The organism is Microbispora sp. H10836 (assembly GCF_012999525.1).
In the GTDB taxonomy this organism is placed as follows: Bacteria; Actinomycetota; Actinomycetes; order Streptosporangiales; family Streptosporangiaceae; genus Microbispora.
In genome coordinates this window covers 46,540-71,184 of sequence record NZ_JABBWU010000022.1, presented here as the reverse complement: position 1 = coordinate 71,184, position 24,645 = coordinate 46,540, and the positions used below count along the sequence as shown (strand labels likewise).

The window sequence follows — 24,645 nt, the reverse complement described above, 5'->3', positions numbered from 1 at the left end:
TGAGCGGCATGACGCCAACCGACATGACACGGACAACCGGGCAGGTGGTCCTGCTCGACTCGGTCCGCATGGTGTACGGCACCGGGCCGGGCGCGGTGACCGCTCTCGACGGCGTGACCCTCGGCTTCGGCCGGGGGACCTTCACGGCCGTGATGGGGCCGTCGGGCTCCGGCAAGTCCACACTGCTGCACTGCGCCGCCGGGCTCGACCGTCCGGCGGCCGGGACCGTGCTGATCGACGACATCGACCTCGGGCCTCTGGACGAGAAGGCGCTCACCCTGCTGCGCCGGGACCGGGTCGGCTTCGTCTTCCAGGAGTACAACCTGGTCGACGCGCTCACCGCCGAGGAGAACGTGGCGCTGCCCCTGCTCCTGGCCGGCCGCCGGCCCGCTCCCGCCTCGGTGCGCGACGCGCTGGGCGAGGTCGGTCTGGCCCACCGGGCCGGGCATCGGCCCGCCGAGTTGTCCGGCGGCGAGCGGCAGCGGGTCGCGATCGCCCGCACGCTCATCGCCCGGTCAAAAGGAACCGAGCCCGCCGTGCTCTTCGCCGACGAGCCGACCGGCGCGCTCGACAGCGCCACGTCGCGCACGGTCATGGAACTTCTGCGCGGGCTCGTGGACACCCGCGGGCAGACCGTCGTCATGGTCACCCACGACCCCGCCGCCGCGGCGTACGCGGACCGGGTCGTGCTGCTGGCGGACGGCCGGCTCGCCGAAGAGCTGGGCCGGTCGAGCGCCGCCGAGATCGCCTCGCGCATGACCCTGCTGGAGGAGGCGTGTTGAGCCTCGCCCTGCAGCGCTCCCTGCTGCGTGGCCGGTGGACGGGGCTCGTGGGCGGTTTCGTCGCGCTGTGCCTCGGCACCGTGATCCTCTCCGCGACCACGCTGCTGCTGGCCTCCGCCGGTCCGCGCGTGCCCGAGCGGTACGCCGCCGCGCCCCTGCTCGTACGCGCCCCCGGCACGCCCGGCGAGGAGAACGCCTTCAGGGAGCACCGGCCCTGGTCCCCGGAAACCGCCGGATCGCTGGTCCGCGCGCTGACGTCCGTGCCCGGCGTCGCGGCGGCCGTGCCCGACCGCGCCTTCTACGCCCAGGCCGTCGTCGGCGGCAGGCCGGCGGGCGCGCACGAGGCCCGGAGCTGGAGCGTCGCCGCGCTGGCGCCGTACCGGCTGGTGGCGGGCCGGGCGCCGGTCGGCGCCGGAGAGGTGGTGCTCGATCGGGCGCTCGGGCTCGCGCCGGGCTCGCCCGTCACCCTGCTCACGGCACGCGGACCGGCGCCGTACACGGTCACCGGCCTCACCGACGGCCCCGGGCCGTACGTGTCGGACGGCGAGGCCGGGCGGCTCGGGGGCGGTGTCCGGGTCGTCGGGCTGCTCGTCCGGCCTGGGGCCGATCTCGCCGCGGTACGGGCCGCCGTCTCGCGTGCCGTACGCGGGGTCGCCGGCGAATCCGGCCGGGTGCTCGCGGGACCGGACCGGGCGGCGGCCGAATCCGCCGCCGACGCCCGGACCCGCTGGATCGGTATGCAGGTGCTGACCGCGATGGCGCTGCTCGGCGGCTTCGTGTCCGTGTTCCTGGTGGCGTCCACCTTCGCGTTCCGGGTGAACCAGCGGCGCCGTGAGTTCGGTCTGCTGCGGGCGGCCGGGGCGACCCCGCGGCAGATCCGTCTGATCGTGTACGGCGAGGCGCTCGCCGTCGGCGTGGTCGCGGCCACGGCCGGGACCCTGCTGGGGGCGGCCGTCGCGCCCGCGGTGGGCGAGGTGCTCGTCACGGCGGGCGTCGAGCCGTCCTCGTTCGGCGTGCGGTTCACGCCGTGGCCGCCTGCGGGGGCGGTCGCGGCCGGGACCGCGGCGGCCCTGCTCGGCGCGTGGTCGGCGGCACGCCGGGCCGCCCGGGTCCGTCCCCTGGAGGCGCTGCGCGAGCACGCGGCGGGCGGCGGGCCGATGACGCGGACGCGGTGGATCGCGGGGACCGTGGCCGTGGCCGGTGGCCTGGCCATGGCGGTGGCGAGCGGTTCCGCCCGGGAGGACGCGCTGGTGAACGACGTCCTGCTCGCCGCGATGGCGCTGATCGCCGGGCTCACGCTGCTCGCGCCCGTCGTCGTCCCGCCGCTCGTCCGGGCTCTCGCGTGGCCGATCGCGAGGTCGGCGGTGGGCACGCTGGCGGGGCGCGGCGCGGCGACGGCCGTGCGGCGCACCGCCGCCACCGCGGCCCCGGTGCTGCTCACGGTCGGCTTCGCCGTGCTCGTCACCGGCATGGTGCGCACGACCGCCGCGGCGTACACCGTGGAGGGGGCCGCGGGCGGCGGCGCGACCGCGGTGCTCGTGCCTGACACCGCCCCCGGCCTCCCGGACGCGGCGCTGCGCGCGGCCTCGGCCGCCACCGCCCCGCTTCCCGCCACGGTGTACGGCGACAGGCCGCTCGCCGCGCTCGGCGGCGCCGACCCCGGCGGCGACCTCGGCGGTCTCGACGGCGACGCGATGGCGGTCGCCGGATGGGCCGCGCGGGATCACGGCTGGCGGGCGGGAGACCGCGTGCCGATCACCTTCGAGGACGGCCGGACCGTACGCCTGCGGGTCACGGCGGTCCTGGCCGAAGCTCCGGCGGAGGTGCTGGTCTCCAGGGACACGCTCCGCGCCCACGACCCGTCGGCGCTGACCCCCGAGGCGTACGTGTCCGGGCCGCCCGGACGCGCCTTCCCGGGCTTGGGGGCGAAGACGGTGAGCGTCGCCGACCGCGCGGCCGGCGAGCAGGCGGAGGAGGACCGGCTCGTCTGGCTGTTCACGCTCCTGCTGGTCGGGGTCTCGGCCGGCTACGCCGGCCTCGCGATCGTCAACGCGCAGGTCATGGCGGCGTCGGCGCGGGTCCGCGACGTCGTGGTCCTGCGCCTGACCGGCGCGACACGGCGGCAGGCGATCGCGGCGACCGCCGCCGAGGCGGCCCTCGTCACGGGGACGGGCACCGTGCTCGGCTTCGCGGTGGCCGTTCCCGCACTGCTGGGAATGCGCGCCGGGCTGGCGGAAATGGCCGGGGGCGCCGTCCCCCTGGTCGTCCCCTGGCCGGCCGCGGGGGCGATCGTCGCCCTATGTCTCGCCCTGGCCACCACTTCGAGCACTTTTGTCACATTTAACACTTATGCCACTAATCGTAAAAGACCGACAAGAGCGGATCAAATGCCGTCTACCAGGCCAGACGCATGATCAGGCAAAGAAAACGTCAACGCTTCACCGTGAAACAGCAAGGGTTGTGATCCAAAGCGTGCGGATGGCCCTGATTCCGGACATCTCTTATTAACCTTTTTTTCCTCAGCATTGCATTACGCACGACAAGGGAGGGTTCATGACGGGCGGGCGCATGCCCAACCTTTTACGCCTACGCTCGATCCAGGCACGGACCGCCCTGATGAGTGCGATCGTCTCCCTCGTCGTCCTCACCGTGATCGGGGCCGGCCTGGACATCGCCATCCGGAACCGGATCCACAGCCATCTCTTCATGGACACGCAGCGCGTGGCCACCGACTGGATCGCCTCGATGGGCCCCAACGGCATCCCCGCGCCGTCGGCGACTCGCGACGATCTCGTCCAGCTCGTCGACTCCGGCAACCGGGTGATCACCGCCAGCCGGGCGGCGAGCGGCAGGCCCCCGCTGACCTCCCCTTTCCCCACCGGGCAGGACCGCCTGCAGTACCGCATCGAGTGCCCGGACAAGGGCCGGTGCGTCGCGCTCACCGCCGTACGGGTTCTGCCGGTGCAGTCCCGGTTGTTCTGGAACGGCGAGCCGCACGCCGTGTACGCCGGGAGGACCGAGCCCGGCCTCCTGGCCTCGCGGCGGCTGGAGCTGTTCATCGCGATCGGAGTGCTGTTGATGACCGCCGGATGGACCTGGGCGAGCTGGCGTGCCGCGGGGCGCACGCTGCGTCCGGTCAGAGAGATTCGCGAGAGGGTGACGGAAATCAGCGTGCGTGATCTGAGTCTGCGGGTCCCCCAGCCGTCCGGGCGTGACGAGATCGCCGAGCTCGCCCGGGCCTCCAACAACTTCCTCGAGCGCCTCGACACCTCCGTGCGCCAGCAGCGGCACTTCGCCTCGATGGTCTCCCACGAGCTGCGGACCCCGCTCGCCGGGCTGCGCACGCAACTGGAGGAGGCCCTGCTCTACCGCGAGGAGACCGATCCGTACGAGACGATCCGGACGGCGGTGCGCACCACCGAGCGATGCCAGGCGATCATCGACGAGATGCTCACGGTCGCCCGCGTCCGCACGGCCGCGACGGCCGAACCCGAGCCGGTCGACCTCGGGGCGCTCGCGCGCGAGGAGGCCGCAGCCCGCACCGACGGCGTGCCCGTGCGGACCGAGGTCAAGGACGAGGTGACCGTGCTGGGCAACCGGGTCCAGCTATGCGGCGTGCTGACCAACCTGCTGGTCAACGCCCAACGGCACGCGTACAGCGAAGTGGCGGTCACGGTCGAGCGGGCCGGCGACGAGGCGGTCGTCACCGTGCTCGACGACGGCGATGGCATCGCGCCGGAGGAGCGCGAGCGGGTCTTCGAACCGTTCGTCCGGCTGAAGGACGGGCGCCGCCGCGACCCGAAGGGCACCGGGCTGGGCCTCGCCCTGTGCCGCGTCACGGCGGACGCCCACCACGGGACGCTGCGGGTCGAGGACTCCCCGCGCGGCGCCCGCTTCGTCCTGCGCCTGCCGCTGCCCGCGGGCTCCTGACCCCGGCCCCTGACCCCCGGGCCCCCTGACCCCGGTCCGGCGGGCCGGGCGCCGTCAGCCGGCGAGCCTCCCCGGCGCCGGCACGGCGGCGAGGGTCAGCGCGAAGTCGCCGGCGCTGTCGGTGTACCAGCGGCAGACCGCGAACCCGGCCCGGGACAGCTCGTCGAGCACCGCCTCCCTGCGGAACTTGGCGCTGATCTCCGTCCGCATCTCCTCGCCTTCGGCGAAGGCCACCGTGAGGCCGAGCGCTCTGATCTGGACCTCCATCGGCCGGGTGGCCCGCAGCCGCATCTCGATCCAGTCGTTGTCCTCGTCCCACAGCGCGACGTGCTCGAACGCCTCCGGCTCGAACCCGGCGTCCAGCTCCCGGTTGAGCACGTGCAGTACGTTGCGGTTGAAGGCGGCCGTCACACCCCCCGGATCGTCGTACGCCTTCACCAGGCGGACGGGATCCTTCACCAGGTCGGTGCCCAGCAGCAGGGTGTCGCCCGGCCGCAGCGTCGCGCGCAACTCCTTGAGGAACACCTCCCGCGCGGCGGGCGGCAGGTTGCCGATCGTGCCGCCGAGGAAGGCCACCAGCCGCCTGCCCGTCCTGGGCAGCAGCGCCAGGTGCTGCTCGAAGTCGGCGCGGACCGGCCGCACGTCCAGGCCCGGATAACGTACGGCCAGCCGCTCGACCGCGGCCGCCAGCGTGACGGCGTCGACGTCGACCGGCGTGTAGGCCCGCAGCGTCCCGGCGTTGGCCATCGCGTCGAGCAGGAGCACGGTCTTCTCGCTGGTGCCCGAGCCCAGCTCGACGAGCGTGTCGGCGCGGCTGAGGCCCGCGACGTCGACGGCGCGGCGGCGCAGGATCTCCAGCTCGCGCCGGGTGGGGTAGTACTCCGCCAGCCGGGTGATCCGGGAGAACAGTTCGCTGCCCGCCTCGTCGTAGAACCACTTGGGGGGCAGCCACTTGGGTGACGAGGTGAGCCCGGCGCGTACGTCGTTCTCCAGAGCCTGGCGCGGGTAGTCGCCGCCGAGATGATCGGTAACCATGGTCGCCTCTCAATCGATGGGTGTCACCGAAACGCCGTCGGGGGACGCGAGCAGCAGGCTCCGGTCGGGCACGGCCCGCCAGCCCGGCCGGTCGTCCAGCGGCTCGCTCGCGACGAGCACCCCCTGCTCCAGGTGCGTGAACAACGTGTCGCCCCACGCGACGGCGGCCAGGTGCGAACCTCCCGTGACGAGTAGGTTGAGCCGGGCCTCGCGGTCGCCCTCGGCCGCCGCGCGGACGACGTCGGCCAGGACGCCGGCGAGCGGCAGGCCGTCCCGCAACCGGGTGAACACGGCCGCGGCCAGCCACGCAGAGTCGCACACGCTCTCCGCGTCGGCCGCGAGGGGCCTGACGGCCTCGCGCCGCACCCGGCCGTTGTGACTGAGCAGCCAGGGCCCGTCGGCGAACGGCGCGGTGGCGCTCTCCTCGATCGGCATGCCGGCCGTGGCCGACCTGACCGCCGCGATGAGGCAGGACGACCGCGCCGCCGCGGCGAGGCCGGGCATGTTGGCGTCCGCCCAGATGGGCACCGTACGGCGGTACCGGACGGGCCGGGGGCCGTCGTACCAGCCGAAGCCGAACCCGTCGGCGTTCACCGTGCCGAACTTCTGCATGCGCGGCGCATACGACTGGCGCAGCAGCCCGTGCTCCGGGTCGCTGATCAACGAGGCCGGGGACCGCGCCGGGCCCAGCCACGCCGCGTGGCGGCACATCCCCTCAGTCCTCCGAGCGCGCGCAGCGGAACCCGGCGAAGATCTGCCGCCGGATCGGGTAGTCCCAGTTGCGGAAGGTCGTGCGCACGGCGGAGGGGTGGGTGGCCCACGACCCGCCGCGCAGCACCCGGTAGGTCTCCCCGAAGAAGACCTTGCTGTATTCCTCGTAGGGGAAGCAGCGGTAGCCGGGATAGGGCTGGAACCAGGAGTCCGTCCACTCCCACACGTCCCCCATCAGCTGCTCCACCCCGTAGGGGCTCGCGCCGTCCGGGAACGCCCCGGCGGGCGCGGGCCGGGCGGCGCGGTGGCCGAGGTTGGCCCAGCGCCCGAGGTGGCCGGGGTCGGCCTCACCCCAGGGATACGTGCGGCCCCCGCACGCCTTCTCCCACTCGGCCTCGGTCGGCAGGCGCTTGCCCGCCCACCGGGCGTACGCGTCGGCCTCGTACCACGAGACGTGCTGCACCGGCTCGTCCGGCGGCACGGGCTCCTCCCGGCCGAAGCGGATCCGCCACCAGGTGTCCCCGTCCCGGATCCAGAACAGCGGGGCCTCCACGCCGGTCCGTTCGGCCCACTCCCAGCCCTGGGGCAGCCACCAGCGCGGGTCGCGGTAGCCGCCGTCCTCGACGAACTCCAGGTACGCCCCGTTGGTGACGGGACGGCGGTCGATCCAGTAGCCCGGCAGGTAGATCCGGTGGGCCGGCCGTTCGTTGTCGTACGCCCAGGCCACGGTGTCGGTGCCCATCGTGAAGACCCCGGCGGGGATGTGCACCTCCGGCTCACCGGCGGGCCGGCCCGGCGGCAGCTCCCCGTCGCGGACCAGGCCGGGCCGCCGGGACAGCTGGAGCGTGGCGAGCATCGTCTCGTCGTGCTGGTGCTCGTGCTGCAGCACCAGCCCGAAGACGTAGCCGCCGGACCGCAGCGGGGCGGGGTCGGTCAGGTCCACCAGGTCGAGGACGTCGAGCACCCGGCCGCGTACGCCGGAGATGTACTTCCTGGCCTCGGCCGGGCCGAGCAGCGGCAGCGAGGGCCGGTCCTTGCGCGGGTATTTGAACGCGTCGTAGAGGTGGTCGATCTCCGGGCGCAGCGGCTCGATGCCGCCCACCTCCCGAAGCACCCACAGCTCCTCGTAGTTCCCGACGTGCGCGAGGTCCCAGACCAGCGGCGACATCAGGGGCGAGTGCTGGCGCACGAGCATGTCGTCGTCGGTGTCGGTGTAGGCGAGCGAGCGCTCGCGTACGGCCTCGAGCTCGGCCGCGATCCGCTCCTTCAGTCCGGTCGGGCCGGCGTTGCCCAGGACGGCGTCGAGATCGGTCACGCGTACATCTCCTCCATCTGGTCGGCGGCCGGCGATCGGCCGGATTCGATGTGCCGGGAGGCGAACGCGCGGACCCGGGCGACCAGCCGGGGCTCGGCCCCGAGGCGGGGCAGGGCCTCGGCGGCGGCGCGGAAGCAGACGGAGGCGGACCGGCGCAGCTCGGGGTCGGCGAGACCGAGCCGGGCGGCGTCCGACCACCGGTGCGCGACCGGCCGGGCCGCTTCGAGGGCGACTCCGGCGGCCCGGTCGTCGGTGACGAGCGCGTGGACGACGGCCACGCACACGGGCCACTCGGCGGCCCCCTGTGCGTCGAGGTAGCGCACCTCCAGCCAGCCCCGGGGGCGCACGGGCGGGAAGAGCGTGGTGGCGTGGTAGGCGAGGTCGTCCTCGTCGGGGGGACGCCCGGCCACGCGGGCGAAGTCCCGGAACGCCGAGCCGTCGAGGACCGGCAGGAAGCCGCCGTCCCCCCGGATCAGCATGAGACGGGCGTCGAGGAGGTAACGCGCCCAGTCGTCCACCGGATCGCCTCCGCGCGCGACGGGCGCGGTCCTGCTCGGGTCGAGCCTGCCCCACACTGCCTGGCGGCCCGAGGCCCATCCGCCCGCGGGCGAGTTGGCGAAGGCCGCCACCAGCACCGGGCCGAGCACGTGGACGCGTTCCCAGCGGACCCGGGGATCGTCGCCGAAGTCCAGGTTGATCTGAACGGACGCGGTCGAGCACATCATCGTGAGGCCGTGCGGGCGGCCCAGGAAGGCGGCCATCGCCTCATATCGGGGCTCTCGTAACTGGCGCAGGGGCGGACGGAGCGTGTCCAGGCCCCGGCCGCCCAGCCGCAGCCCGGCCCGGGTGAGCGCGAGCCGTACGGCGCCGACGTCGGCGGTGAGCTTCGCGATCGCGTCAGGCAGGACGTCCGGCGGGGCGGACAGTTCGAGCTGCCCGCCCGGTTCGAACGTCACCCGGCTGCCGCCGGGGAGCGTGGGGAGCGCGTCCGCGATCCGGGCGACGGGAACGTGGAGCGCGGGGTCTTCGGCGTCGAAGACCAGGAACTCCAGCTCGACGCCCAGCCGGTCGGAGGTGACTCCGCGGAAGCAGTCCCGGGCGTAGTTCTGCACGTCGGTCATTCGCCCCCCAACGGGCCGAGGTTTGCCGACTCGGTGGTGCCGAGTCAACTTTCCCCGTAATCACCTCTTTCAACCTGAAACCCACTGAAACAGGGCGTTAACCCTGGTCACGCGGCGGTTGCCCAGTCCTCGTCGCGCATCCGGATCATCGAGACGCCGACGATGCCGAAGACCACGAGCAGGATGACGGGGCCGCCGAGGCCCAGCACGAGGTTCCACGCGCTCGCGCCGAACAGCCAGACGAGGATGCCGACGAGCACGCCGGCCGGGAACCACCACCCGGCCCGGCCTCCCCAGGCGTACGCGACGGCCACGAGCACGAGGCCGAGGAACGACCCGATCATCCCGGGCATCTGCCAGGCGATCGTCATCGCGGGCTGCGCCGCGTCCTGCATGAGCTTCTCGGCCTGGTCCACCGGCAGCATCCGGAACGCCACGATGTCGAAGAAGTCCGAGATCATCAGTGCCGAGAAGTTGATGAGGCCGAGGACCGCGACCACGCCCGCGATGTTGGCGAGCACCACGCCCTTCTTGCGTACGAGGTGGACGAGGCCGATCACACCGGGGACCCACAGGATCCACGCGTAGTGGAGGAGCGTCGCGCTGACGCCCACGGCACCCGGGTTGTTCGCGTACACGAGAGGGTCCTCGACCCCGGGCTCGGACGGATCGGCGGCCATGCCGAGGAGCAGGCAGAGCGGGGCGAGGACAAGGCTCGTGCCCGCCGCGACGCGGCGGAAGGAGTTCGCGTTGGTAAGCATGCGGAGGACCGTACGGATCGGTCCCCCGCGGTGTCGTCAAAGCACACGTTGACGCTCTGTCCGCCTTGAGGCGGATTTTCGCCTGGAAGGGGATGCCACCCTTGGCCGTAGGTCACGATCTGTGGCGGAAGCCGATGGAGTGTTGAGCCGCTCCGCTACGCTGACGCATCGTGATTACGGGTGAACTGAAAAGCAAAATTGACCGGATCTGGGACGCCTTCTGGTCGGGCGGGATCTCCAACCCTCTGGAAGTCATCGAGCAGATCACCTACCTGATGTTCATCCGGCGGCTGGAGGACATCCAGACCGCGAAGGAGCGCAAGGCAAGCCGTAGCGGGAAGCCGATCGAGAACCCGATCTACACAGAGGAGACGAACGCCCTTCGTTGGTCGCAGTTCACCGAACTGCACCCAGAGAGCATGCACCAGGTGGTGCGGGACGCGGTCTTCCCCTGGCTACGCGAGCTGGGAGGGGAAGACTCCACCTACTCCCACCACATGAAGGACGCTCGGTTCACAATCCCAACGGCAAACCTGCTCACCAAGGTCGTCGACATGCTCAACGAGATCCGCTTGGGCGAGCAGGACACCAAGGGCGATCTGTACGAGTACATGCTCAGCAAGATCGCTACCGCCGGGCAGAACGGGCAGTTCCGCACCCCGCGCCACATCATCCAACTCATCGTGGAGATGATGGCCCCCGGCCCGCAGGACGAGATCTGCGACCCGGCTTGCGGCACCGCTGGCTTCCTGGTGGCGGCGGCTCAGTACGTCAACCGGACCCACAAGGACGCGCTCCTCGACCTCGCGCAGCGGCGTCACTTCAACGAGAGCATGTTCCACGGCTTCGACTTCGACAGCACGATGCTACGGATCGCCAGCATGAACATGCTGCAGCACGAAATCGACCGGCCGGACATCCGCTATCGCGACTCGTTGGCCGAGAGCACCGCGAGCGAGGCCGAGCGCTACACGATGATCCTGGCCAACCCGCCTTTCGCAGGGAGCCTGGACTACGAGACCACCGCCAAGGATCTCCTTAAGGTCGTCAAGACCAAGAAGACCGAATTGCTGTTCCTGGCGCTCTTCCTTCGCCTGCTCAAACCAGGTGGCCGTGCAGCCGTCATCGTTCCGGAGGGTGTGCTCTTCGGTTCAACAGGGGCTCATAAGGAACTTCGCCGCATCTTGGTCGAAGACCACAAGCTCGACGCGGTGGTGAAACTCCCGAGCGGTGTCTTCAAGCCGTACGCCGGAGTCTCGACGGCCATCCTGTTCTTCACCAAGACCAACAATGGCGGCACGGACGACGTCTGGTTTTACGAGGTCACCGCCGACGGCTTCAGCCTGGACGACAGGCGGACCCCGCTGCTGACGGACAGCAAACTCGGCCCCACGCCGACAACTCAACTCGACGAGGTCGAGCACGCCAAGAACAACCTCCCGGATGTGCTCGCGCGATGGGCACTCCGCAATGGCAGCGAACAGCAACGGACCAGGACTGAGCAGAGCTTCTGCGTCCCCAAGGCCGACATCGCCGCCCAGGGCTATGACCTGAGCCTCAACCGATACAAGGAAGTCGTCCACGAGGAGATCGAGCACCGCCCCCCGCTGGAAATACTAGAAGAGCTGGAGTGCATCGAGGCCGACATCCAGCAGGGCATGTCCGACTTGAAGGGACTATTGGCATGAAATGGCCACGCGTGAGCCTTGCGGAAGCACTGGGGTCGTCAACGCTTTTTACCGATGGCGATTGGGTCGAATCTAAGGATCAAGATCCCGAGGGGAACGTTCGCCTTATTCAGCTTGCAGACGTGGGAGATGGAACTTACGTCAACAAATCCGCAAGATTTCTCACCAAAGAGAAGGCCCGGGAGCTCCGCTGCACGTTCTTAGAGCCAGGAGACGTACTAGTCGCGCGCATGCCCGACCCGATCGGGCGCGCGTGCATCTTCCCAGGAGATTCAAAACGTTCGGTCACCGTAGTCGACGTCTGCATAATTCGACCAGAATCCAGTCGTATTGACCCTAGATGGTTGATGCACCATCTAAACACTCCCGCCGTGCGCAATCAGATAGTTCGACTAGCCACCGGAACGACTCGATCTCGAATCTCAAGGAGCAACCTTGGAAAAATAACTATCACCCTCCCCCCTCTTTCAGAACAGCACAGAATCGCAAGCATCCTGGACCGCGTAGATGCGATGCGCACGAAACGCCATGAGGCGATCGCCCTCCTAGAGGATCTCGCCCAGTCCATCTTCCTTGAAATGTTCACGACACCTGGCGGCGCAAGTTCTCCTTGGAAAATTAGAGGCATCGAAGATGTCTGCTCGCTGATTGTAGACTGCGTTAACAGGACCGCACCAACAGTAGATTATGTCACTCCTTACAAGATGATTCGAACGACGAACGTCAAGAACGGGAAAGTGAACCTTTCAGAAGTTCGATACGTTGAGAGGGAGACTTTTGAACGATGGAATAGGCGAACCACACCCTTGCCTGGCGATGTAATCCTGACGAGAGAAGCACCCGTAGGCGAGGTGGGAATTATTAAAACTGACGATCAAGTGTTTCTTGGACAGCGACTGATGCTCTACCGCGTCGACCCCAAATATGCAACCCCTGAATATCTCTTGGCCGCTTTTCGTAGCCCCTTCGTCCAGAAACAACTCGATCGAAGCAGTTCGGGTTCGACGGTAAAGCATCTTCCCTTACCCGCTTGCCGAAGCATCCAAGTCCCTTCGCCGCCCATATCTCTCCAATTGGAGTTCACTGCGAGAGTGAAGGCGATTGATTCACTGAAGCTCGGTCACGTGCATCAGCTGCAAAAACTTGATGCCCTGTTCGGGTCGCTGCAGCAGCGCGCGTTTCAGGGGGACTTGTGGGACAATCGGGATAATTAAATTCTTCCCCCGGAGGGTGTTCGTTGGGCAACTTCGAGTTCCTTCGTCCAGAATGGTCCGATTTATGCGAAGAAGCGAGTCGAGCGGAGCGGCTCGCGATCGCGGATCCACGGGTGTCGTGCTTCTATGCCCGGCGAACGCTAGAGCTGGCGGTCACCTGGCTCTACACGGCCGATGACACGCTGACGATGCCCTACCGCGATGACCTCGCGGCGCTGATCACGGAGCCGACCATGGTGAAACTGGTCGGCCCGGTGATCCGCACCAAGATGGACCTCATCCGGCGCCAGGGGAACACGGCCGTACACCGGCACGGGCCGGTGCCGCCCAGGGACGCGGTCCGGACCGTGGCCGAGCTGTTCCACGTCATGTACTGGCTCGCCCGGCGGTACGCCCGCAACCAGAATGCGATGCCAGCCGCCGGCCTGGCCTTCGATCAGGCGCTGATTCCCAAGCCCATTCCTGCCGAGGTCAGGCAGAAGAAGCAGGACGAACTCCGAGAAATGGCCGGGGAGTTCGCCAAGCAGCAGGCCGAGCTGGCCAAACAGCTCCGGAAGAACCAGGACTTGGACGCCGAGCTGGCGAAACTCCGCGCCGAAATCAAGCAGGCCAAGGCGGCCAACGCAACCGCTCAGGACACGCACGACTACAACGAAGCCGAAACCCGGGAACTCCTCATCGACCTCCTGCTGCAGGAGGCGGGCTGGCCGCTCGACAAGAAAGAGGACCGGGAGTTTCCCATCACCGGCATGCCCAACACCCAGACCGGGACCGGCAAGGTCGATTACGTGTTGTGGGACGACAACGGCAAGCCCCTCGGCCTGGTTGAGGCCAAGCGCACCAGCCATGACGCGGCCGTCGGCCAGCACCAGGCCAAGACGTACGCCGACTGCCTGGAGCAGATGTACGGCCAGCGGCCGGTGATCCTCTACACCAACGGCTACGACACCTTCATCTGGGACGACCTGAACTATCCGCCCCGGAAGATCCAGGGCTTCTACACCAAGGACGAGCTGCGCACCCTCATCCATCGCCGCAGCAGCCGCCGACCGCTGACGACGGAGCCGATCAACGAAGAGATCGCCGGCCGTCACTATCAGAGCCGGGCCATCCGCCGCATCGACGAGACGTTCGACAAGGACAGCCTGCGGCACGCGCTGCTCGTAATGGCGACCGGTTCCGGCAAGACCCGCACGATCATCGCCCTGGTCGACCAGTTGATCCGTGCTAACTGGGTCAAGCGAGTGCTGTTCTTGGCCGACCGGAAGGCCCTGGTCACCCAGGCCACCAACGCGTTCAAGGAGCACCTGCCGGGCGTGCCCACGGTGAACCTGCTGAACGAGAAGAACGACGAAGGCCGAGTCTACGTCTCGACGTACCCGAGCATGATGAACCTCATCAACGAGACCGCCGATGGTGTGCGCAGGTTCGGCCCCGGCTACTTCGACCTCGTCATCATCGACGAGGCGCACCGGTCCGTTTACCAGAAATATGGCGCGATCTTCGACTACTTCGACTCGCTGCTCGTCGGACTGACCGCCACCCCGAAGGACGAGATCGACCGCAACACCTACCGGCTCTTCCACCTAGAAGACGGCGTGCCCACCGACGTCTACGGCTTGGACGAGGCCGTGGCCGAGGGCTATCTGGTCGCCCCGACCGCCGTGGACGTGCCGCTGAAGTTCCAGCGCGGCGGCATCAAGTACGACGACCTCTCCGACGAGGACAAGGAGAAGTGGGACGCGCTCGACTGGTCGGAGAACGATGACGTTCCCGACGAGATCAGCGCCGACGAGATCAACAAGTTCCTGTTCAACGCGGACACGATCGACAAGACGCTCATCACTCTGATGACGTACGGCGCGAAGGTCGAGGGTGGGGAGCGACTGGGCAAGACCATCGTCTTCGCCCGGAACAACAACCACGCCGAGTTCATCGCCCAGCGCTTTAACGAACTTTTCCCCGAATACAAGGGCACGTTCGCGCAGGTCATCACGTATCAGAAGCGGCTCGCCCAAGACTTGATTGACAAGTTCTCCGACCGAGACAAGGCCCCGCATATCGCGATCTCGGTCGACATGCTCGATACTGGCATCGACGTGCCCGAGGTCGTCAATCTGGTGTTCGCCAAGCTCGTGCGGTCCAAGACTAAGTTCTGGCAGATGATCGGGCGAGGCACGCGGCTCTGTCCCGACCTGTTCGGCCCCAACCAGGACAAGAACGGCTTCCTCGTCTTCGACTTGTTCCAGAACGTGGAGTTCTTCAACCAGAACTTCCCGACCGCCGAGGGCAGGGTGCAGCCCTCGCTCAGCGAACGGCTTTTCAAGCAGCGGATGGACCTGCTGCTCAAGCTCGACCAGCAGCACCCCGACCTGCCCCCGCCTCCGGACGGCACGCCCGACGGGACGAAAAGCGAAGTCGATCTGCGCTGGTCCCTCGCCGAGCGGCTTCAGTCCGAAGTGGCCAACATGAATACGGCCAACGTCGAGGTGCGCCGTCACCTGCGCGAAGTCGAGACGTACCGCGAAGCTGCGAACTGGCAGCAGATCACGCTGGACAAGCACGCCGAGATCACCTCGGCCCTGGCCGGCCTCCCCACCGAGTTTCGCGACGACGACAACAGTCAGGAGGCCAAGCGCTTCGACCTGCTCGCGCTGCGACTGCAACTCGCCCTGATCCAAGCCGACGCGGACTACTCCAAGCTCCGTGACCAGGTGCAGGAGATCGCCTCAGCGCTGCTCGACCCGACCACACTGACAATCCCCAACGTCAAGCAGCAGCAGGAGTTCCTCGAAGACCTCACCACCAATCAGTGGTGGGAGGACGTCACGCTGCCGATGCTGGAGAACATGCGCAAGCGGCTGCGCGGGCTGGTCAAGCTCATCCCCAAGGTGAAGCGCGGCATCGTCTACACCGACTTCGAAGACGAGCTCGGCGACCTGAGCGTGACGCAGATCAACGGGGTGTCCCTGGGCACGGACAGGTCCAAGTTCGAAGCCAAGGTTAGGACATACCTGCGCAGCCACGAGAACGAGCTTGTGATCCAGAAGCTTCACCGCAACCGGCAGATCACCTCCGCCGACCTAGACCAGTTTGAGCTGATCTTCCTCAGGAACGGATTCGGCACGGCGGACGACATTGAGCGGGCCAAATCCGAGCACGGCGGGCTCGGCCTCTTCCTCCGCTCTCTCACCGGCCTCGACCGCGAGGCCGCAGGTAAGGCATTCGATCAGTTCCAGTCGGGCAAGAACCTCACTGCGAGCCAGCTCCACTTCGTCTCACTGGTGATCGATTTCCTGGCGAAGAACGGCTTCATGGAGGTCGACGTGCTCTACGAGTCGCCCTTCACGTCGCTGGCCCCCGGCGGCCCCGAGGACCTCTTCCCCGACCCCGACGTTGACGCCCTCGTCGAGGTCCTCGCATCCGTCCAGGCGACGGCCATACCCGAAGAGAACGCCGCCTGAGATACCAGCAAAGGCCTATCCGTACGGAAGGGCCGCGGCTCCGAGGCGCGCGCCGTCAGGCCTCGGGGCCGGTCGTGAAGCCTGCCTGCCGTAACGGGGGCTGTACGGCAGGCAGGCCGTTCGGCGGGGGCGGTCTCCCTCAGCGGGAAGGCGTCTACGGGAGACCGCCCAAGCCCTGCCGGTCGCGACCGGCAGGGCAGCTCATCGGTGACGGTCATCGCATGCGAGCGTCAGGCGGGTGACGTCGGCGGGATCTCCATGACGCCGAGAGCGGCCAGGCCGACGAGATGCGTTCCGACGCTCCGCGCCTCGCTGATCGTCAACTCCACGAAGGAGCAACCCTCGACCTGCAGATGAACACGAGGCTCGGCGTCACCCGGCCCGAGGCTGAGATCGATCCACATCCGCTGCGGCTGCCCGGCCAGGGGGATCGCGTTCAGCTCGATGGACTGCAGCCAGGCGTTGTGGATGCGCTCACCGGGAGGTTCACCGATGTGCGCCTCCATGCACCAGGGCGGACACGACCGACGCGGACGCTCGACCAGAGTACGGCCCAGCTTGAAAGGCATGCCCCACGAGGACCCGCCGCCTTGTCCCTTCCGATCGCCGAGGCCGACTCCGGCGAACGTCTTGATGTGGTCTCCGATCACTGGGGCACCGCCACCTCGGCCAGGCTCTCCTGTTCGGCGATGGCCTGACACAGTTCGCGCAGGTTGTCGCCGTCAACGGTACGGTAGGCGCCCGCCTGCTCGGCCGCCGACGGGAACGGCCGCTCACGGCTTGCCCAGAAGCGCCCGGCATCGCTCCTCATGATCCGCCACCCGGCGAACTCCGTGCTGGGCGCAGTGGCCCTATCTTGGGTCATGGGTCAGGAACCTCGTTTCCTGATCAAGGACCCGTCCGATCGTGGCCGCGACGGACGGGTCCGCGCTTGTATCGCCTCCGACGGCGATTACTTTGCTTATCCACTCCTCTCCGTCATCATTGCTTTACTCCTCGTGTCTGCTCTGCGACATCATGGCTCGCACAGTGCGAGGTGGCAAGGAACTGTGCGCTGAATCTTTACGCGATCACGACTATGCGAGGGCTTGGTGATGAGAAGTCCCACTGTGAGACACCGTCGATTGGGCCGCGAACTGCGACGACTGCGTGAGCAGACAGGTCTGTCACCTGATGTGGCAGCCCACCAGCTTGGGTGGAGCCGTTCCAAGCTCAACCGCGTCGAGAACGCGCGGCTGCTGCCGAGCGCGGAGGACATCGGCAACGCCTGCGATCTGTACGGCGTGGACGGCATCGGGAAGGCCGGCCTGATCCAGCTCGGCAAGGACGCCGGCAAACGAGGCTGGTGGACCGCCTACAGCGATGTCTTTACCGGTTCTTACATCGCTCTTGAGACCGAAGCGACCGCTATCCGAAAGTGGGAGCCGATTCTCGTACCCGGGTTGCTCCAGAACGAGGACTACGCTCGTGAGATCATCAGGGCGGCGCGGCCAGAACTGACCACCACTGAGCTGGACCGGCACGTGGACGCACGGATGGCCCGGAAGATCAACCTGATCGGGTTCCAAGCGCCGAAGCTCCATACCCTCGTGGACGAGACCGTTCTACACCGCCCTATCGGTGAGCCCGGTGTGATGGCCCGGCAGCTTGACGACATCCTCCAGGCCACCGCTTGGCCCAACGTCACTATGCAGGTCTTACCTATGAAAGCCGGCGCTCACGGCGGCGTGGAAGGCGGCTTCTCCGTGCTGAGCTTCGGCGATGAGGACCCGGACGTCGGATATGTCGAAGGACCGGCAGGCGACGTGTACGTGGAGGCAGCTGATCAAGTCCGCCGACTTAAGCTGACATTCGAGCGCCTCGTCGGCGTGTGCCTGTCCCCTGAGGAGTCCGCGGAACTCATCGCCGCAGTAAGGAGTGAACGTGTCCCGTGATCTGTCCGGTGCCGAGTTCCACAAGTCCAGCTTCAGCGGCGGCGGCAATGACTGTGTCGAGGTGGCGACGAACCTGCCGGGGCTGGTGGCCGTGCGGGACAGCAAGGACCGCTCGGGACCGGTCCTGGCCTTCACCCCGAGCGAATGGAGCGCCTTCATCGCGGGCGTGAAGAACGGCGAGTTCGACAACTGATCGCGGAGGCATTCCCCAGGGACCCGTCGCCCCCGACGATCCGGCCGCGGCCGGGATGGCGTGCCCCTTTTGTCACATAATGGGCGTCAATCCCCGGCCGAATGGCGGCTACTGTCTGCGTCATGCTCCACCGCCGTCCCCCCACTCTCGTCGACTGGCTCGTCGCGGCGGCCGTGGGCCTGTTCGCGATCGCCGAGGAGATCGGCGGGCGCTCCATGGGCCCCTCCCGCGAGGATCTCCCCATCTGGATCGCCGCCGGGGTCGTCACCGCCGCCGGAGTGCTGTTCCGGCGCCGCGTCCCCTTCGCGATCCTGTGCGTCTACTCCGCCGTCAACGTCCTGCTGTTCGCCCTCGCCCCCCAGATGTCGGCGGCCTGGCAGTTCTACACCGAGCTCGTGCTGCTGTTCACCCTGCTGTCGGAGGTACGGCCGGGCAGCGTGAAGGCCGTGACCGGCCTGGTCGCGAGCGGTGCGTACGTCGTCTCCATGCTGGCGGCCTCGTCCCCGCCTGCCGGGTGGGGCGACGTCGCCGTGGCGGTGGTGATGTCGGCGATCGCGGCCGGAGCCGGCCTGGCCGTGCGGCGGCACCGCGTGATCGCCGCGCAGGCCGCCGAGCGCGGCGAACTGCTGGCCCGCGAGGCGGTGTCGGAGGAGCGCGCCCGCATCGCCCGCGAACTGCACGACATCGTCGCCCACAGCGTCAGCGTGATGACCATGCAGACCGGCGGCGTACGGCTCATGCTGCGCGAGGACCAGGAACGCGAGCGGCAGGTGCTCGCGTCGATCGAGGAGACGGGCCGCGGCGCGGTCGACGAGCTGCGCCGGATGCTCGGCCTGCTGCGCGGGCCGCAGGCGGACGCGGGCCCCCAGGCCGGCCTCGACCGGCTGGACGACCTGCTCGACCAGGTCAGGGCGGCGGGCCTCGAGGTGGCCCTGGAGGTGCGGGGAGACCCGGTGCCGCTGCCCGCCGGGCTCGACCTGTCGGCCTACCGCATCGTGCAGGAGGCGCTGACCAACGCGCTCAAGCACGCCGGCCCGACCCGGGCGGCGGTCACCGTGGACTACCGCCCCGGGGAGCTGCACCTGCATGTCGTCGACCACGGCCCGCGCCAGGGCAGGACGCGGGCGCGCGCCGCCGGGCCGGAGAGCGGACACGGGCTGATCGGCATGCGGGAGCGGGCCGCGCTGTTCCACGGCACGCTCACCGCGGGACCGCTCGCCTCGGGCGGGTTCGGCGTCCGGGCGGTGCTGCCCCTGTGAGTGATGCTGTGAGTGACGCTGTGAACGTGATCGGGATCCTGATCGCCGACGACCAGGCGATGATCCGGGCCGGGCTGCGCCTGGTCATCGGCACCCAGCCGGACCTCGCCGTGCTGGGCGAGGCGTCCGACGGCCAACGCGCCGTGGAACTGGCCCGGAGCCTGCGGCCCGACGTCGTGCTGCTCGACATCGCGATGCCGCGCCTCGACGGCCTGGAGGCGGCCCGGCGGATCCTGTCCGCGCCCGAGCCGCCGCGTGTGATCATGCTGACGACCTACGACACCGACGAGAACCTCGGCCACGCCCTGCACGCCGGGGTCAGCGGTTTCCTGCTCAAGGTCTCGCCGCCCGAGCACCTGTTCGCGGCGATCCGCAGCGCCGCCCGCGGCGAGCTGCTGCTCGACCCCGCCGTCACAGGCAGGGTCGTGGACGCCTACCGCCGCGCACAACCCGCCGCGCCACCGCCGGAGACCGGACTGACGCCGCGGGAGGAGCAGGTGCTGCGCCTGGTCGCGCGGGGGCTGTCGAACGGCGAGATCGCCGGCACACTGTCGATCAGCGAGGCGACGGTGAGCACGCACATGAACCGCCTGCTGGCCAAGCTCGGCCTGCGCGACCGCGCCCAGGCCGTCAGGTACGCCTACGAGTCGGGGGTCGTCCGCCCAGGAGACCCCTAGTCGACAGCCGGTAGCGTAGGTGCACATGACAGCTATCGACTCCACCACCTCGGGTGCGTACGGGATCGGCCTCGCCACGATCGCCGCGGACGGCACCGTGCTGGACACCTGGTTCCCCTTCCCGGCACTGGGCGAGCCCCCGGCCGTGGGCACCGAGCCGATCGCGGGCGACGACCTCGGCGAGGGCATGGCGGACCTGGTCGGCCCCGACCCCGCCCGGGGCGTCGAGGTCGTGGCCGTGCGCACCGGCATCGCCGACCTGTCGGCCCCGCCGGCCGACGCGTACGACGTGTACCTGCGGCTGCACCTGCTGTCCCACCGCCTGGTCCGGCCGCGTTCGATCAACCTCGACGGGGTCTTCGGGCTGCTGGCCAACGTCGTGTGGACCAGCCACGGCCCGTGCAGGGTGGAGGGCTTCGAGGAGGTGCGGCTGCGCCTGCGGGCCCGGGGCCCGGTGACCGTCTACGGCGTGGACAAGTTCCCCCGGATGGTCGACTACGTGCTGCCCTCCGGCGTGCGGGTCGCCGACGCCGACCGCGTACGGCTCGGCGCCCACCTGGCGAGCGGCACCACCGTCATGCACGAGGGCTTCGTCAACTACAACGCTGGCACGCTCGGCGCCTCGATGGTGGAGGGCCGCATCTCCGCCGGGGTCGTCGTGGGCGACGGGTCCGACGTGGGCGGCGGCGCCTCGATCATGGGCACGCTGTCCGGCGGCGGCAAGGAGGTCATCTCGATCGGCGAGCGGTGCCTGCTCGGGGCCAACTCCGGCGTCGGCATCTCGCTGGGCGACGACTGCGTGGTGGAGGCCGGGCTGTACGTCACGGCGGGCACCAAGGTCACGCTGCCGGACGGGGCGGTCGTGAAGGCGAGGGAGCTGTCGGGCAAGTCGGGTCTGCTGCTGCGCCGCAACTCGACGACCGGGGCGGTCGAGGCGGTGTCACGCGACAGCAGGGGCATCGAGCTCAACGCCGCGCTGCACGCCAACGACTAGATCGCGACCAGACCCTGATATGACCCTGAGTCTGCCCTGAACTTGGCCTTCGGCCCTGTGAGCGGGGGGAGTGCGGCCCGTACGGTGAAGGTATGGGACGCATTCTCCTCATCGCCGCAGCCGTCATCGTCGGGTTCTTCCTTCTCGGTTCCGTCATCGGGCTCATCTTCGGCGCGCTGAAGTGGGTTCTGATCATCGGCGCGATCGCGCTGATCGTGTCGGTCGTGCTCAAGCTCACCCGGAGCAGCAGGTCGGGTCACTACACCTGACCGGGCCGTAGACGAAAAGGGGCGGGCCCCGCCGCGGATGCGGCGGGGCCCGCTGTCACTCGCGCCTCGTGTTACGAGAGGGGCGGGTAGGCGTTCTGCATGAGCTGCTGGAACTGGGCCGAGAACCAGTGGCCCGAGACCGGGGCTCCGCCGAGAGCACCGGACATGTTGTTGCCGTTCAGCGAGTTACCCGTGTAGGTCGGGTCACACATCCGGTCGAAGCCCTTGCCCTCGTCGTTCGGGATCTGGGAGCTGGAGCCGTCGGACTCACCCGGAGGCTTGATCCAGACGTAGGCGTCGAGACCGGCGGCGGGGTTCGCCTTCGGCCGCTCACCCATACCGGCGCCGGACTGGTTGCACCAGTTGCCGGCGTGGATGCGGCGGTCGACACGGGACTGGTTGACGAACGTGTCCACGCTGGTGGACGTGCTCGGCCCGGTCGGCCGGGCCGAGCCGCCCCAGCCGTTGCGGGAGGTGTCGATCAGCATGCCCAGCGTGTTCGGGAAGCCCTTCGCCACCAGAGCGTTGCGGAGACCGACCGCGAAGGACTGCTCGTCCACGTACCAGTTCCAGTCGACCCACTTGGACTGGCGCACCGACTGGCCGTTCACCGAGGTGTTGATGGTGAAGTACGGCTCGACCGTCGCGCCGAAGTTGGCGGTGTTCACGATGAAACCGTCAATGCTCTTCACGCCGTCGGTGGTGCCGGTGGCGACCTGGTGGAAGAGGTTCACCATCGGCTGGAAGTTGTTGTCCCAGCCGAGCCAGGCGTGGTGCGCCGCGTCCACGTAGGTGTAGACGTTCTTCATCGCGTGCAGCTTGTTCAGCGCGTACTGCACACCCTGGACGTAGGCGCCCGAGGACTCGGCCTCCTGACACGCCTGGAACGCGCTCACGTTGGTGATCAGGTTCGGCAGCGAGTCGGGCTCGATGATCGTCACGATGCGGAGGTTGGAGTACTTCGAGTCCGCCATGATCCCGGCGATCACGTCGATGTACTCGGTCTTGTACCGCGCGAGACCGTTCTGTGCGATCTTCAGCTCGCCGTTGGAGGCCAGCGCCGAGCAGTCGCGGTTCGGCAGGTCGTAGATGACGACCTGGATCGTGAGAGGCGTGCTGCCGTTGGCCGCGTCCTGCTTGACCGCCTCATCGAGGTGGTCACGCAGGCCCTTGCTGTTGTTGCCGGCCGAGCCGGAGGTGATCGCGGCGATGCGGTCCAGCCAGACCGCCGTGGAGATGTTGGCCACGCGCGAACCGCCCGGCTCGGAGGCCGCGCTCGCCGACCAGTCGGGGTTCACGTACCCCGTGGCGCCGACGTACGGGTTGTCCACATGGGTCCCGGGCGGCGGCGGCGAGGTCGACGGAGAAGCCGACGGCGACACCTGCGGGGACGGGGAGACCTGCGGAGAGGGGGAAACCTGCGGGGAGGGCGAGACCGGCGGCGTCGGCGACACCGGCGCCGACGGCGACGCCGACGGCGACTGCTGGGTGCCGTTGCAGGTGACGCCGTTGATCTTGAAGCTGGTCGGCGCCGGGTTGCTGCCGCTCCAGGTCCCGTTGAAGCCGATGCTCGTCGACGCGCCGCTGGCCAGGGACTTGTTCCAGTCCATGGCGGTCACGGTCACGTTGCTGCCCGACTGGCTCCAGTTGCCCGACCAGCCCTGGCTGACCTTCTGGCCGCTGTTGGGGAAGGTGAAGGTGAGCGTCCAGTTGTTGAGCGCGTCACCCAGGTTCTGAATGGTCAGGTTGGCGGACATGCCGCCCTGCCATTCACTGGCGGTGTAGTTGACCTTGCAGGCGACCGCGGCACTCGCCGAGGTGGCGGTGGCGACGGCCGCCGTGGCGCCGAGGGCGAGCACGGCCGCCGCGACCAGGCCGCGGCGCACCGTGGAGCCCACGGCTCCCGGTCGGGGGGTGGATCTCATTGGGAAGGTCCTCCTGGCGATGATTGCTGCGCTTGGGAGCGCTCCCACGAACCATAGGCACCACCTCCGGCGCCGTACAGAGACCCGTCAAGGGCCGCCGGGCGGCGAGGTCGCGACCTGATGCGCGCCCCGCGTCCGAGCAGGGGTTCCGTCATGGTGTTACGTCTGAAGTCACTTGCGTGTTTCGTGAAAGTTTCACCATTTCGCAGGTGAAACGCATGGCCAGAGGGCCGATGCGAGGGGACGAGGCCCGACGGGTAGCATCCGTGAGTCACACAAATCGCGAATGGGGAACGTCATGACCGTCAAAGTGACCGTCACCGGCGCGGCCGGCCAGATCGGTTACGCGCTGCTCTTCCGCGTCGCCTCGGGCCAGCTCCTCGGGGCTGACACCCCGGTGAAGCTCAGCCTTCTGGAGATTCCGCAGGCCGTGAAGGCGGCCGAGGGCACCGCGATGGAGCTCGACGACTGCGCGTTCCCGCTGCTGCGCGGCATCGAGATCTCCGACGACCCGGCCAAGGCCTTCGACGGCACCAGCGTCGCGCTGCTCGTCGGCGCCCGCCCGCGCACGAAGGGCATGGAGCGCGGCGACCTCCTCGAGGCCAACGGCGGCATCTTCGGCCCGCAGGGCAAGGCCATCAACGACCACGCCGCCGACGACATCCGGGTGCTGGTCGTGGGCAACCCGGCCAACACCAACGCGCTCATCGCGCAGTCCGCGGCTCCCGACGTGCCGGCCGAGCGGTTCACCGCGATGACCCGGCTCGACCACAACCGCGCGCTCTCGCAGCTCGCGGGCAAGCTGAACGTGCCGGTGGCCGAGATCAAGAAGATGACGATCTGGGGCAACCACTCCGCCACGCAGTACCCGGACCTCTTCCACGCCGAGGTCGGCGGCAAGATCGCGGCCGAGCAGGTCGAGCAGGAGTGGCTGCGCGACACCTTCATCCCGACCGTCGCCAAGCGCGGCGCCGCCATCATCGAGGCGCGCGGCGCGTCCTCGGCGGCGTCCGCGGCCAACGCGGCGATCGACCACGTGTACGACTGGGTGAACGGCACGCCCGAGGGCGACTGGACCTCGGCCGCCATCCCCTCCGACGGCTCGTACGGCGTGCCGGAGGGCCTCATCTCCTCCTTCCCCGTGGTGTCCAGGAACGGCCGCTGGGAGATCGTCCAGGGCCTGGAGATCGACGCGTTCTCGCGCGAGCGGATCGACGCCTCGGTCGGCGAGCTGGTCGAGGAGCGGGACGCGGTGCGGGCGCTCGGTCTGATCTGAGAGCTGTCACGCGAGGGGCGGGCCGGGCGACCGGCCCGCCCCTCGCGTTTTCCGCGGGTTTCCCGTGCGCTACGGCTCCGTCTGGGCAGTTGACGGG

General features: G+C 68.8%; 21 protein-coding genes and 1 pseudogene. 14 read left to right on the top strand and 8 right to left on the bottom strand.

The window, feature by feature from the left end:
• Window positions 1–23 precede the first annotated feature (23 nt).
• From HHX30_RS32130 to HHX30_RS32120, 3 genes are all read left to right on the top strand, one after another.
• Window positions 24–782: an ABC transporter ATP-binding protein gene (locus HHX30_RS32130; protein ID WP_169986706.1), complete on the top strand. Its 759-nt coding sequence runs from the start codon at window positions 24–26 to the stop codon at window positions 780–782.
• A complete protein-coding gene (locus HHX30_RS32125) occupies window positions 779–3,196 on the top strand; it encodes an ABC transporter permease (protein ID WP_211592871.1) in 2,418 nt (805 codons plus the stop codon). Before HHX30_RS32130 ends, HHX30_RS32125 begins: the two co-directional genes overlap by 4 nt.
• Window positions 3,197–3,398: 202 nt before the next feature.
• Complete coding sequence (locus tag HHX30_RS32120; protein ID WP_169986704.1) at window positions 3,399–4,712, top strand: HAMP domain-containing sensor histidine kinase; 1,314 nt, start codon at window positions 3,399–3,401, stop codon at window positions 4,710–4,712.
• A 54-nt stretch (window positions 4,713–4,766) separates the two neighbouring features.
• On the opposite strand, the gene egtD is transcribed toward HHX30_RS32120, so the two are convergent.
• The 5 genes from egtD to HHX30_RS32095 form a co-directional block, all read right to left on the bottom strand.
• Complete coding sequence (egtD, locus tag HHX30_RS32115) at window positions 4,767–5,747, bottom strand: L-histidine N(alpha)-methyltransferase (protein WP_169986702.1); 981 nt, start codon at window positions 5,745–5,747, stop codon at window positions 4,767–4,769.
• A 9-nt stretch (window positions 5,748–5,756) separates the two neighbouring features.
• Window positions 5,757–6,458 carry an ergothioneine biosynthesis protein EgtC gene (gene egtC, locus HHX30_RS32110; protein ID WP_169986700.1) on the bottom strand — a complete coding sequence of 234 codons (702 nt, stop codon included), beginning with the start codon at window positions 6,456–6,458 and terminating at the stop codon, window positions 5,757–5,759.
• Window positions 6,459–6,462: 4 nt separating this feature from the next.
• Complete coding sequence (gene egtB / locus HHX30_RS32105; RefSeq protein WP_310742294.1) at window positions 6,463–7,773, bottom strand: ergothioneine biosynthesis protein EgtB; 1,311 nt, start codon at window positions 7,771–7,773, stop codon at window positions 6,463–6,465.
• The gene (gene egtA, locus HHX30_RS42120; protein WP_169986698.1) at window positions 7,770–8,894 is read right to left on the bottom strand and encodes an ergothioneine biosynthesis glutamate--cysteine ligase EgtA; all 1,125 of its coding nucleotides are present in this window, start codon (window positions 8,892–8,894) and stop codon (window positions 7,770–7,772) included. The genes egtB and egtA overlap by 4 nt, the downstream gene beginning before the upstream one ends.
• Before the next feature lie 107 nt (window positions 8,895–9,001).
• Window positions 9,002–9,655, bottom strand: a complete 654-nt coding sequence (locus tag HHX30_RS32095) for a hypothetical protein (RefSeq protein ID WP_169986696.1) — start codon at window positions 9,653–9,655, stop codon at window positions 9,002–9,004.
• 170 nt (window positions 9,656–9,825) lie between these two features.
• Here HHX30_RS32095 and HHX30_RS32090 point away from each other — a divergent pair, with 170 nt between their 5' ends.
• The 4 genes and pseudogenes from HHX30_RS32090 to HHX30_RS32080 all read left to right on the top strand — a co-directional run bounded on the left by HHX30_RS32090 (window position 9,826) and on the right by HHX30_RS32080 (window position 16,021).
• Entirely contained in the window at window positions 9,826–11,343 is a 1,518-nt protein-coding gene (locus tag HHX30_RS32090) for a class I SAM-dependent DNA methyltransferase (RefSeq protein ID WP_169986694.1), read from the top strand.
• Window positions 11,340–11,855: pseudogene (locus HHX30_RS43850) on the top strand (restriction endonuclease subunit S); the annotation flags it as partial. The gene HHX30_RS32090 and the pseudogene HHX30_RS43850, both read left to right, overlap by 4 nt.
• Window positions 11,856–12,557 (top strand): restriction endonuclease subunit S, encoded by a 702-nt coding sequence (locus HHX30_RS42115; RefSeq protein ID WP_249350678.1) that lies wholly within the window; start codon window positions 11,856–11,858, stop codon window positions 12,555–12,557. It begins immediately after the preceding pseudogene.
• 23 nt (window positions 12,558–12,580) lie between these two features.
• Window positions 12,581–16,021, top strand: coding sequence for a DEAD/DEAH box helicase family protein (locus HHX30_RS32080; protein WP_169986690.1), 3,441 nt, complete (start codon window positions 12,581–12,583; stop codon window positions 16,019–16,021).
• 230 nt (window positions 16,022–16,251) lie between these two features.
• On the opposite strand, the gene HHX30_RS32075 is transcribed toward HHX30_RS32080, so the two are convergent.
• Window positions 16,252–16,527 carry a hypothetical protein gene (locus HHX30_RS32075; RefSeq protein ID WP_169986688.1) on the bottom strand — a complete coding sequence of 92 codons (276 nt, stop codon included), beginning with the start codon at window positions 16,525–16,527 and terminating at the stop codon, window positions 16,252–16,254.
• A 140-nt stretch (window positions 16,528–16,667) separates the two neighbouring features.
• Window positions 16,668–16,832, bottom strand: coding sequence for a hypothetical protein (locus HHX30_RS32070; protein WP_249350677.1), 165 nt, complete (start codon window positions 16,830–16,832; stop codon window positions 16,668–16,670).
• A gap of 283 nt (window positions 16,833–17,115) precedes the next feature.
• Here HHX30_RS32070 and HHX30_RS32065 point away from each other — a divergent pair, with 283 nt between their 5' ends.
• The 6 genes from HHX30_RS32065 to HHX30_RS32040 all read left to right on the top strand — a co-directional run bounded on the left by HHX30_RS32065 (window position 17,116) and on the right by HHX30_RS32040 (window position 21,347).
• Entirely contained in the window at window positions 17,116–17,955 is an 840-nt protein-coding gene (locus tag HHX30_RS32065; protein WP_211592867.1) for a helix-turn-helix transcriptional regulator, read from the top strand.
• Complete coding sequence (locus tag HHX30_RS32060; RefSeq protein WP_169986684.1) at window positions 17,945–18,148, top strand: DUF397 domain-containing protein; 204 nt, start codon at window positions 17,945–17,947, stop codon at window positions 18,146–18,148. Before HHX30_RS32065 ends, HHX30_RS32060 begins: the two co-directional genes overlap by 11 nt.
• Window positions 18,149–18,270: 122 nt before the next feature.
• Window positions 18,271–19,407 carry a sensor histidine kinase gene (locus HHX30_RS32055; protein WP_169986682.1) on the top strand — a complete coding sequence of 379 codons (1,137 nt, stop codon included), beginning with the start codon at window positions 18,271–18,273 and terminating at the stop codon, window positions 19,405–19,407.
• An 8-nt stretch (window positions 19,408–19,415) separates the two neighbouring features.
• The gene (locus HHX30_RS32050; protein WP_310742295.1) at window positions 19,416–20,084 is read left to right on the top strand and encodes a response regulator transcription factor; all 669 of its coding nucleotides are present in this window, start codon (window positions 19,416–19,418) and stop codon (window positions 20,082–20,084) included.
• Window positions 20,085–20,109: 25 nt separating this feature from the next.
• Complete coding sequence (gene dapD, locus HHX30_RS32045) at window positions 20,110–21,078, top strand: 2,3,4,5-tetrahydropyridine-2,6-dicarboxylate N-succinyltransferase (protein ID WP_169986680.1); 969 nt, start codon at window positions 20,110–20,112, stop codon at window positions 21,076–21,078.
• A gap of 92 nt (window positions 21,079–21,170) precedes the next feature.
• Window positions 21,171–21,347, top strand: a complete 177-nt coding sequence (locus tag HHX30_RS32040; RefSeq protein WP_169986612.1) for a hypothetical protein — start codon at window positions 21,171–21,173, stop codon at window positions 21,345–21,347.
• A 71-nt stretch (window positions 21,348–21,418) separates the two neighbouring features.
• Here HHX30_RS32040 and HHX30_RS32035 read toward each other — a convergent pair whose 3' ends face one another.
• Entirely contained in the window at window positions 21,419–23,272 is a 1,854-nt protein-coding gene (locus HHX30_RS32035; protein ID WP_169986678.1) for a glycoside hydrolase family 6 protein, read from the bottom strand.
• Window positions 23,273–23,570: 298 nt separating this feature from the next.
• On the opposite strand from HHX30_RS32035, the gene HHX30_RS32030 reads away from it, so the two are divergent.
• A complete protein-coding gene (locus HHX30_RS32030) occupies window positions 23,571–24,548 on the top strand; it encodes a malate dehydrogenase (protein WP_169986676.1) in 978 nt (325 codons plus the stop codon).
• Window positions 24,549–24,645 lie beyond the last annotated feature (97 nt).